Annotated in this window: 10 protein-coding genes and 1 riboswitch; all 10 genes read left to right on the top strand. The window is 38.8% G+C overall.

The annotated features are described in order from the left end of the window. Window positions 1–160 precede the first annotated feature (160 nt). The 10 genes from MOC86_RS23480 (at window position 161) to purF (ending at window position 11,131) form a co-directional block, all read left to right on the top strand. Window positions 161–2,338, top strand: a complete 2,178-nt coding sequence (locus MOC86_RS23480; protein ID WP_268586344.1) for an S-layer homology domain-containing protein — start codon at window positions 161–163, stop codon at window positions 2,336–2,338. Window positions 2,339–2,430: 92 nt separating this feature from the next. Next, window positions 2,431–2,628 carry an NETI motif-containing protein gene (locus tag MOC86_RS23475; RefSeq protein WP_268586343.1) on the top strand — a complete coding sequence of 66 codons (198 nt, stop codon included), beginning with the start codon at window positions 2,431–2,433 and terminating at the stop codon, window positions 2,626–2,628. 84 nt (window positions 2,629–2,712) lie between these two features. Then, window positions 2,713–2,814: riboswitch (purine riboswitch) on the top strand. 96 nt (window positions 2,815–2,910) lie between these two features. After that, complete coding sequence (gene purE / locus MOC86_RS23470) at window positions 2,911–3,399, top strand: 5-(carboxyamino)imidazole ribonucleotide mutase (RefSeq protein ID WP_243515532.1); 489 nt, start codon at window positions 2,911–2,913, stop codon at window positions 3,397–3,399. Next, window positions 3,341–4,510: a 5-(carboxyamino)imidazole ribonucleotide synthase gene (gene purK / locus MOC86_RS23465; RefSeq protein WP_419146673.1), complete on the top strand. Its 1,170-nt coding sequence runs from the start codon at window positions 3,341–3,343 to the stop codon at window positions 4,508–4,510. The genes purE and purK overlap by 59 nt, the downstream gene beginning before the upstream one ends. 14 nt (window positions 4,511–4,524) lie before the next feature. Next, window positions 4,525–5,817 (top strand): adenylosuccinate lyase, encoded by a 1,293-nt coding sequence (gene purB / locus MOC86_RS23460; protein WP_243515519.1) that lies wholly within the window; start codon window positions 4,525–4,527, stop codon window positions 5,815–5,817. Between the two features lie 70 nt (window positions 5,818–5,887). Next, window positions 5,888–6,607: a phosphoribosylaminoimidazolesuccinocarboxamide synthase gene (purC, locus tag MOC86_RS23455; protein ID WP_111924701.1), complete on the top strand. Its 720-nt coding sequence runs from the start codon at window positions 5,888–5,890 to the stop codon at window positions 6,605–6,607. After that, complete coding sequence (gene purS / locus MOC86_RS23450; protein ID WP_061803869.1) at window positions 6,600–6,851, top strand: phosphoribosylformylglycinamidine synthase subunit PurS; 252 nt, start codon at window positions 6,600–6,602, stop codon at window positions 6,849–6,851. The genes purC and purS overlap by 8 nt, the downstream gene beginning before the upstream one ends. After that, window positions 6,848–7,531, top strand: a complete 684-nt coding sequence (gene purQ / locus MOC86_RS23445) for a phosphoribosylformylglycinamidine synthase subunit PurQ (RefSeq protein ID WP_268586342.1) — start codon at window positions 6,848–6,850, stop codon at window positions 7,529–7,531. The genes purS and purQ overlap by 4 nt, the downstream gene beginning before the upstream one ends. After that, window positions 7,515–9,743 (top strand): phosphoribosylformylglycinamidine synthase subunit PurL, encoded by a 2,229-nt coding sequence (purL, locus tag MOC86_RS23440; protein WP_268586341.1) that lies wholly within the window; start codon window positions 7,515–7,517, stop codon window positions 9,741–9,743. The genes purQ and purL overlap by 17 nt, the downstream gene beginning before the upstream one ends. Next, entirely contained in the window at window positions 9,719–11,131 is a 1,413-nt protein-coding gene (purF, locus tag MOC86_RS23435) for an amidophosphoribosyltransferase (protein ID WP_268586340.1), read from the top strand. The genes purL and purF overlap by 25 nt, the downstream gene beginning before the upstream one ends. Window positions 11,132–11,137 lie beyond the last annotated feature (6 nt).

The following is an 11,137-nucleotide window of genomic DNA, read 5'->3' as shown; positions in this document are numbered from 1 at the left end:
TGCCAGGCACCATACAAAAAGGCTGATCTATTATAGATCAGCCTTTTTGTTTATCTTGTATTTGAGAGATGATTTTACAGAAAGTTTACAAACGAGCTTCTTTCACCTTGATATAATGATAATAGTTTGAAAAATCATATAATATCAGGGGGGAAAAGAAATGAAATTCAAGAAATTTAGGAAATTAGGGAGCTATTCTCTTTTATCTGCTCTAGCAGTAAGTACATACCTTATCCCATTCAGCTCAACATATGTGAAAGCTGAGACAGAAAATATTAAAGTACAGCTTTTAAGTATTAATGATCTTCATGGACAAATTGACTATTCTTCAAAGACTGATGTAAACGGGGACGGAAAAAAAGAAGAGGTTGTAGGGGGAGCGGAATACTTAGCAGCTCATATGAAAGAACATGAAGCTGATAATGAAAACACGTTCTATGTACATGCAGGTGATATTATTGGAGGAAGCCCACTTGTTTCCGGCGCATTTCAAGACGAGCCAGTTGTAGAGATTATGGAAGAGATGGGTTTTGATGTTGGAACGGTTGGAAACCATGAATTTGATGAAGGAATCGACGAGCTTCGTCGCATGGTTAAAGGAGGAGACCATCCTGAGGGGAAAGGAACAAAAGGTTATGATGGAATGAACTTTCCTGTTGTAGCAGCTAATGCGTACGATAAAAGTGATGGTAAACTTATTCTTCCTCCATATGCTGTAAAAGAAGTGGACGGAGCAAAAATAGGATTCATTGGTGTTGTTACAACTGAGACTCCAGGCATGGTTATTAAAAAAGGAAACGAAAATCTTCAAATTACAGACGAAGTAGAAGCAATTAATAAGTATGCGAAAGAATTAAAAGAACAAGGAGTAAAATCAATTGTTGTGCTTGCTCATAATCCTTCAATTCAAGAGGCTAATGGAGCTGTCTCAGGACAAACAGCTGAATTTGCTAAGAAGATTGACGACGAGGTAGATATTATTTTCGCTGGTCATAATCATCAATTTACAAATGGCGTTGTAGACAATAAGCTCATTGTGCAATCTTTTGAATATGGACAAGCTTTTGGTGATGTTGATATTGAGATTGATCCATCTACAGGTGATATTGTAAAAAAGAGTGCTACAACAGAGTGGGTAACTCAAGAGGGCATAAAGCCTGATGAAAAAGTAAAATCCATCTTGGAAAAGTACAATGAAAAAGTGAAACCTGTAAAAGAAGAGGTTATTAGCAAGAGTGCTGTAGATTATCCCTCTCAACGCTATCCTGGATTTGGGCCAGTTGGAGACCATCCTGTTGGAAATATGATTGCAGATGGTATGAGAGAGACAATGGATGCTGATATTGCTCTTATGAATGGTGGAGGAGTCCGGGCTGGAATCGATAAAGGTGATATCACGTTTGGTGAATTGTACACTATTCAACCGTTTGGGAATGTCCTAAACAAGTTTACTGTAACAGATGCAGGACTGCGAGAAATATTAGATGGTCAAATCACAAGCTATGGACTTGATTATTCTATCTCAGGTCTTCGTTATACGTATACGTATGATCATAATGCTAAGCGAGGGAAGGTAGTAGATATTTTCTTACCAAACGGCAAGAAAATCAATCCTAGTGAGCAGTATACTGTTGTTGTGAATAACTATATGTTTGGAGCAGATCAGGCTATTATAGATAATGCACTAGATCAACCTGAAACAGGTCCTGTTGATATTGATGCGACATCTGATTATGTACGCTCATTAGAAAGTCCTGTTCATTTCAAAGCAGAAGGCCGTATTCAAGAAGTATCTTCTATTTTTAAAGATGTTCCTTTAAACAGTTGGTCAAATCCTTATGTTTCATATTTAGCAAATGAAGGTGTTGTAAAGGGGAAAAGTCCTGAGGTCTTTGCTCCGTTTAGTTCATTAAATCGTGCTCAGTTTGCCTCAATGCTTGTACGTGCTCTTGATTTAAAAGCAGAAGGCACTTCTCCATTTAAAGACTTAGGTAAAATGGATAAAGAAACAAAAGATGAAATTATAGCAGCTTATAAAGCAGGATTAATTAAAGGAACCAGTGATACGACATTTGAACCATGGGAACCTATTTCACGTTCTCAAATGGTTACAATGATGATGAGAGCCTATGAAGTGAAACATGGAGCACCTTATGAAGGAGGAACATCTACGAAATTTACGGATCTTAAAACATTAGATAGTGAAATGAAGAAAGCTGTGGCGGCAGCTGAAGAACTTGGATATATAGAGGGATATGGTGATGAATTTAAACCATATAATGGAGCAACACGTGAACAAATGGCTAAAGTTGTATCGCTCTTTTTATTAGATAAGTAAGAAAAAACGAGAGAAATTTTATTTCTCTCGTTTTTTCTTTATTCAATTCCGTTTATAATAAGAACCATGAAAATTCCTAAGGAGGATTTATATTGGCTAGTAAAAATAAGAAAACATTTGAAGTACAACAAGGCGAGACAATTTCTGATTGTCTTGGTCGTATGAAAAAGGAAGGATATACTCCTGTACGTCGCTTTGAGAAACCAGTATTCACTGAGAAAGTAGTAAATGGAAAAAAAGAGTACATTCCAACAGAACGAAAAATTACTTTCGAAGGAAAGAAGTTGTAAAACCCGAACAATAGATAAAAAACAATATAAAACATTCGATTTTTGATTGACATAAGGTTTGGTAAGCTGTTACTATGATTATAGAAATTTTAAGAAGCGAACTCTCGTATAATAGTGGGGATATGGCCCACAAGTTTCTACCCGACGACCGTAAATTGTCGGACTATGAGAGAAAGTATCTTACACTAGGTTATGTATTCTAAGAATGCCTAGAGTAGGTGGTGACTTTCTCTTGTCTCCAACTACTCTAGGCATTTTTATTTTCAAAAGGAGAGCTTATACATGAATGCAAAAGTAGCTGTAATTATGGGAAGTACTTCTGATTGGGAAACGATGAAGCATGCTTGTGATATTTTAGATGAACTGCATGTAGCATATGAAAAAAAAGTTGTGTCAGCACATCGTACTCCTGATTTAATGTTTCAATATGCAGAAGAAGCAAAAGGACGAGGAATTGAAGTAATTATTGCAGGCGCTGGAGGTGCAGCACATTTGCCAGGTATGGTAGCAGCTAAAACGTTACTTCCAGTTATCGGAGTTCCAGTTCGCTCTAGTCATTTGCAAGGATTGGACTCACTTCTTTCTATCGTACAAATGCCAGGTGGTGTACCTGTGGCAACCGTTGCAATTGGAAAAGCAGGGGCTACAAATGCAGGATTGTTAGCAGCCCAAATATTAGCGACTCGAGACGATCAGTTAGAAGCTCGTTTACATGAGCGCCGTGAGTCAACAAAACAAAAAGCGATGCAAAGTAGTGATGAACTTGAATAGAATTTTACCAGGACAAACAATTGGAATCATCGGTGGTGGCCAACTTGGACGAATGATGGCCATGTCAGCAAAAGAAATGGGGTACAATATAGCGGTTTTAGAACCCGCTGAGGATTCTCCATGTGGGCAAATATCTGATATCAAGATTGTAGCAGGTTATGATGACTTTGAAGGAATTCAAAAGCTTGCTCAATGTTCAGATGTCATTACGTATGAGTTTGAAAATGTGAATGTAGAAATGGTTAAATGGCTTGAGGAACATTCTTATGTACCACAGGGAAGCCACTTACTCAAAATCACACAAAATCGTCAGTTCGAAAAAGAAGAAATTACAAAAGCAGGACTTCCAATTGCTCCTTATCGCATTATTGAAAAAGCTGAGGAAATGGAAGAGGCAGTTGAAAGTATCGGATATCCGTGCGTCTTAAAAACGTGTCAAGGTGGCTATGATGGAAAAGGTCAACATCTAATTGAACGCAAAGAAGATATTGATGAAGCCATAAAGCTTCTAAATGCGGGAACTTGCGTACTAGAAAGCTGGATCGACCTTCAAAAGGAAGTGTCTGTCATTGTTCACCGCAACGAAAATGGGGATGTAACATGCTTGCCAATTGGTGAAAATATTCATAAACATCACATTTTATATCAAACAATCGTACCAGCACGTGTGAGTGAAGAAACAAAAGAGAAAGCAACCAAGATTGCTTTGAAAATCGCGAATCATTTAAAACTTGTGGGCACACTAGCTGTAGAGATGTTTATAACAAGAGACGGAGAGCTATTTGTAAATGAACTCGCTCCTCGTCCGCATAACTCTGGCCATTATTCTATGAATGCCTGTGCTGTTTCACAATTTGGTCAGCATATTCGAGCCATCTGTAACTGGCCATTAGGAGATTCTTCACTGCTAAAGCCAGCAGTAATGGCAAACCTTTTAGGAGATGAAATGAACAAGGCACTTGATAAAGTCGAACAATTTTCAGACTGCCACCTTCATTTGTACGGAAAAAAGGAAGTAAAAGATGGACGAAAAATGGGACATATGACGGTTATTGCTGATAACATAGAGATGGCGCTAGAAAAAATCAACGCCTTAAAAATTTGGAGTTAAACGGAGGAACTAAAATGATTGAACGTTATACACGTGAAGAAATGGGAGCAATTTGGACAGAGGAAAATCGTTTTAAAGCATGGCTAGAAGTTGAAATCTTAGCTTGTGAAGCATGGTCAGAGCTTGGCGTTATTCCAAAGGAAGATGTAAAAAAACTGCGTGAGAATGCTTCTTTTGATATCAATCGTATTAAAGAGATTGAAGAAGAAACACGTCACGATGTTGTTGCTTTCACACGTGCGGTATCAGAAACGCTTGGTGAAGAACGTAAATGGGTACACTACGGCTTAACATCAACAGACGTTGTGGACACAGCTCTTTCTTACCTTTTAAAACAAGCAAACGACATCTTAATTGGAGACCTTGAGCGTTTTGTTGACATTTTAAAAGAGAAAGCACAAGAACATAAATACACAGTAATGATGGGTCGTACACATGGTGTTCATGCTGAGCCAACAACATTCGGGTTAAAGATGGCTCTTTGGCACGAAGAAATGAAGCGCAATGTTGAGCGTTTCAAACATGCAGCAGAGAACATTGCAGTTGGTAAAATGTCTGGTGCAGTTGGAACTTTCGCAAATATTGATCCATTTGTTGAGAAATTTGTGTGTGAGAAGCTTGGTTTAAAACCGGCGCCAATTTCTACACAAACGCTTCAGCGTGATCGTCATGCTCACTATATGTCAGCACTTGCTCTTGTAGCAGCGTCTATTGAAAAATTTGCAGTAGAAGTACGTGGCTTACAAAAAACAGAAACTCGCGAAGTTGAAGAGTTTTTCGCAAAAGGTCAAAAAGGTTCATCTGCAATGCCTCATAAACGTAACCCAATCGGTTCTGAAAATATGACAGGCTTAGCTCGTTTAATTCGTGGCTATATGGTAACAGCTTACGAAAACGTTGCTTTATGGCATGAGCGTGATATTTCTCACTCTTCAGCAGAACGCGTTATCTTACCAGATGCAACAATTGCTTTAAACTACATGTTAAACAGATTTGGCAATATCGTAAAAAATCTAACAGTCTTCCCAGAAAACATGCAGCGTAACATGGAGAAAACATTTGGTCTTATTTTCTCTCAGCGTGTTCTTCTTACACTTATTGATACAGGCATGGTTCGTGAGGAAGCATATGACCTTGTTCAACCAAAAGCAATGCAAGCATGGGAAGAGCAAGTTCCGTTCCGCTCACTAATTGAAAGTGATGAGCGCATTACAAGTCGCTTAACAGCAGAGCAGATTGAAGAATGCTTTGACTACAAGCACCATTTGAAAAATGTAGACATGATCTTTAATCGTTTAGGACTTTAATTTCATGGAAAGAAGGCATTGCGCCTTCTTTCTAAAATAGTGCTGATACTTCAGATGAGGTGAGGAACAGATGGAAAAACAAGAATTGTTGTACGAAGGAAAAGCAAAGAAAATATATGCTACAGATCAAGAAAATATTTTATGGCTTGAATATAAAGATGATGCAACAGCATTTAACGGTGAGAAGAAGTCATCTATTGCTGGTAAAAAAGTATTGAATAACGAGATTAGTAGCTTACTATTTGAAGTGCTTCATAAAGAGAATGTACCAACACACTTTGTTGAAAGACTTTCAAACTATGAGCAGCTTGTAAAGAAAGTAAGTATTATTCCTCTAGAAGTTGTTGTTCGCAATGTTATTGCAGGAAGTCTTGCAAAACGCCTTGGCGTTGAAGAAGGCACAAAAACAGAGCAGCCAATTGTTGAACTTTACTATAAAGATGATGCACTTGGAGATCCGCTTATTACAGATGAACATGCGCTATTCTTAAAAGCAGCAGGCTGGGATGAACTTGCTTACATTAAGTTCTTAGCTCGCCGAGTAAATGAAATTCTTTTACCATACTTCCTTGAGCGTGACATTACGCTTGTTGATTTTAAGTTAGAATTTGGAAAAACAGAAGATGGCACAATTATTTTAGCTGATGAAGTGTCACCAGATACATGTCGTTTCTGGGATGTTCATACGAATGAAAAGCTTGATAAAGACGTATTTCGCCGTGATCTTGGCGGTCTTACAGATGCATATGAAGAAATTTTAAAACGAATCGGGGGAAAATCACATGTATAAAGTAAAGGTATTTGTTACATTACGTGAAAGTGTTTTAGATCCACAAGGAACAGCAGTTGAGCAATCTCTTCATCATTTAGGTTACAAAGAAGCAAGCGAAGTACGTATCGGAAAATTTATCGAACTTACGGTAGAAGAAACAGAAAACGTTGAAACACGTGTGAAAGAGATGTGTGAAAAACTTTTAGCTAACACAGTTATTGAAGACTACCGTTTCGAAATTGAAGAGGTGGCAAAAGTATGAAATTCGCAGTAATTGTATTCCCAGGGTCAAACTGTGATGTTGATATGTATCACGCAATTAAAGATGAACTTGGCGAAGAAGTAGAATATGTTCGTCATACTGAAAAAGATTTAAGTCGCTTTGATGGAATCTTACTTCCTGGTGGATTCTCATACGGGGACTACTTACGATGTGGAGCAATTTCAAGATTTGCAAATGTAATGGAAGAAGTTCAAAAAGCAGCAAAAGCGGGAAAACCAGTGCTTGGTGTTTGTAATGGATTTCAAATTCTTTTAGAATCTGGTTTGCTTCCAGGCGCAATGCAGCGTAATGAAAACTTGAAATTCATTTGTGAGCCATTAACGCTTGTTGTAGAAAACAATAAAACAATGTTTACAAATGCATATAACGAAAAACAAGAAATTACTATTCCAGTTGCACATGGTGAAGGAAATTACTATTGCAGTGAAGAGCTTTTAGCAGAGCTTGAAGAGAATAATCAAATTGCTTTCCGTTATAAAGATAATCCAAACGGAAGTGTATCAGATATTGCTGGAATCACAAACAAGGAAGGAAATGTCCTTGGAATGATGCCACACCCAGAACGTGCTGTATCAGAGCTTTTAGGTAGCGCTGATGGATTACAACTTTTTCAATCAATTGTTCGCCAATGGAGGGAAAATCATGTCATTACTTCTTGAGCCAAGTACCGAAGAAATTAAAGCGCAAAAGATTTATCAAGAAATGGGTTTAACAGATGAGGAGTTTCAAAAAGTTGAAGAATTATTAGGTCGTTTGCCGAACTACACGGAAACAGGTCTTTTCGCTGTTATGTGGTCAGAGCATTGTAGCTATAAAAATTCTAAACCAATCCTAAAGAAATTCCCAGTAACAGGTGAGAGAGTCTTACAAGGTCCTGGAGAAGGAGCTGGAATTGTCGATATTGGCGATGATCAAGCGGTTGTATTTAAAATCGAAAGTCATAACCATCCATCAGCAATTGAGCCTTATCAAGGTGCTGCAACAGGAGTAGGTGGAATCATTCGTGACGTTTTCTCAATGGGAGCTCGTCCTGTCGCAATTTTAAACTCTTTACGCTTTGGTGAGCTGTTAAGTCCGCGCGTCCGCTACTTGTTTGAAGAAGTAGTTGCAGGGATTGCTGGATATGGTAACTGTATCGGAATCCCAACTGTTGGAGGAGAAATTGCGTTTGATCCTTGCTATGAAGGAAACCCACTTGTAAATGCAATGTGCGTTGGATTAATTGATCATAAAGATATTCAAAAAGGTGTTGCATCTGGCGTTGGAAACACAGTAATGTACGTTGGAGCGAAAACAGGTCGTGACGGTATTCACGGAGCAACATTTGCTTCTGAAGAACTTTCTGATTCATCAGATGAGAAACGCCCAGCAGTTCAAGTTGGCGACCCATTCATGGAAAAATTATTGCTTGAAGCTTGTATTGAGCTTGTTCAATGTGAAGCACTTGTTGGAATTCAAGATATGGGTGCTGCAGGTCTTACAAGTTCTTCAGCAGAAATGGCAAGTAAAGCAGGTATGGGACTTGAAATGAACCTTGACCTTGTACCACAACGTGAAACAGGAATGACAGCATATGAAATGATGCTTTCTGAATCTCAAGAGCGCATGCTTGTTGTTGTGAAAAAAGGCCAAGAGCAAGAGATCATTGATCTTTTCACAAAGTATGGTCTTGAAGGCGTTGCAATTGGTAAAGTAACAGAAGATCAAAAACTTCGTCTTCTTCATAAAGGAGAAGTAGTGGCAGACGTACCTGTTGATGCACTTGCAGAAGATGCACCAGTATACCATAAGCCTTCTAAGAAACCTGAATATATTGAAGAATTCAAAAAAATGGAAAATTATGTTCCACGTGTAACTGATTACAAAGAAACGCTTCTTTCCCTTTTAAAGCAGCCGACAGTGGCAAGCAAAGAATGGGTTTATCGTCAATATGATTATATGGTACGTACAAACACAGTTGTTGCACCTGGTTCAGATGCTGCAGTTATCCGTATTCGTGAAACAAACAAAGCCCTTGCAATGACAACAGACTGTAACTCTCGCTACCTTTATTTAAATCCTGAAGTCGGCGGTCAAATTGCTGTAGCAGAGGCTGCACGTAATATCGTTTGCTCAGGTGGAGAGCCACTTGCTATTACAGATTGCTTAAACTTCGGTAACCCAGAGAAGCCTGAAATCTTCTGGCAAATCGAAAAAGCAGCAGACGGAATGAGTGAAGCATGTCGTACACTATCAACTCCTGTTATCGGTGGGAACGTTTCATTATACAACGAGACAAATGGTGAAGCAGTTTATCCAACACCAGTTGTTGGTATGGTTGGTTTAATTCACGATCTTGAACATATTACAACACAAAGTGCGAAAAAAGCAGGAGACTTCATCTATGTGCTTGGAGAAGCAGACGTTGAATTTGGCGGAAGTGAACTTCAAAAACTTCTTGAAGGAAAAATCTTTGGAGCAGCACCTGCTTTAGACTTGGTAACAGAAAAAGAACGTCAAGGACAGCTTCTAACAGCTATTCAAAATGGTGTTGTAGCATCTGCTCATGACATTGCTGAAGGTGGATTAGCAGTAGCTGTAGCAGAAAAATTAATGAACAGTGAGAATCTTGGCGCTGAAATTACAGTTGGTGAAGATGTAGTAGCTGAACTATTTAGTGAAACACAATCTCGCTTTGTTGTAACAGTAAGCCCTGAAAACCAAGAAGCATTCGAAAATATTGTGAATGCGAAGAAAATTGGTACTGTAACAGATAGCAAACGTTTTGTTGTGAAAGGTGCACAAGGCAACTTGATTATTGATGAACCAACAGCACAACTACAAGAGGCTTGGAAAGGAGCTATCTCATGCTTGCTGAAATCAAAGGCTTAAACGAAGAGTGCGGCGTATTTGGTGTTTGGGGTCATGAAAAAGCAGCAGAGTTAACATACTACGGGCTACACAGTTTACAGCATCGCGGTCAAGAAGGAGCGGGAATTGCTGTAAGCGACCAAGAGACAGTGAACATTCATAAAGACACAGGTCTTGTTTCTGAAGTATTTCAAAACGGTCAGCTTAAAGATTTAAAAGGAACAGCTGCAATTGGGCATGTTCGCTATGCAACAGCAGGAGGTGGAGGCTACGAGAACGTTCAGCCTCTTCACTTCCGTTCTCAAACAGGAAGCATGGCACTTGCTCATAACGGCAACTTAGTTAATGCAACAGCGCTGAAACATCAGCTTGAAAACCAAGGAAGTATCTTTCAAACAACATCGGATACAGAAGTATTAGCACATCTTATTAAAAGAAGCGGTTTTTCAACATTAAAAGATCAGTTAAAAAATGCTCTTTCAATGGTAAAAGGAGCATATGCTTTTCTTCTTTTAACAGAAGATTCCCTTATGGTTGCTCTTGATCCACATGGTCTTCGTCCGCTTTCTATTGGTCTTCTAGGTGATGCGTATGTCATTGCAAGTGAAACATGTGCTTTAGACATTGTTGGAGCCCAACATGAGCGAGATGTACAGCCTGGTGAACTTCTTGTAATCAACAATGATGGCATAACGTCAGAACGCTTTGCTTATAACGCAAATCGTGCTATGTGCAGTATGGAATATATCTATTTTTCTCGTCCTGACAGCAATATTGATGGTATTAATGTTCACTCTGCACGTAAAAGTATGGGAAAACAGCTTGCATCAGAAGCTCCTGTTGAGGCAGACGTTGTAACAGGTGTACCTGATTCAAGTATTTCAGCAGCTATTGGATATGCAGAACAGTCACAAATTCCATATGAGCTTGGTTTAATTAAGAACCGCTATGTTGGTAGAACATTTATCCAACCTTCTCAAGAACTGCGTGAGCAAGGGGTCAAAATGAAACTTTCTGCTGTTCGAAAAATTGTAGAAGGAAAACGTGTTGTTATGGTTGATGACTCAATAGTTCGTGGAACAACAAGTCGTCGTATTGTAAACATGCTTCGGGAAGCAGGCGCAACAGAAGTTCATGTTCGTATTAGTGCGCCACCAATTAAAAATCCATGTTTCTATGGAATTGATACGTCAACAACAGAAGAGCTTATGGCATCTAAACATTCAATAGAAGAAATGCGTGAAATTATCGGTGCTGACTCACTTTATTTTATAAGTGAAGAAGGTCTTGTAAATGCAATTGGTAGACCTTTTGAAAATGGTGGGCAGTGTATGGCATGTTTCACAGGTAAATATCCAACAGAAATTTATCCAGATACAGCACATCCTCATGAAAAGGTGACGTGCTAAAGAAAG

It is taken from the genome of Priestia endophytica (assembly GCF_026790145.1).
Lineage (GTDB): Bacteria > Bacillota > Bacilli > Bacillales > Bacillaceae_H > Bacillus_I > Bacillus_I endophytica_A.
This window is presented reverse-complemented; position numbering and strand designations above follow the sequence as displayed.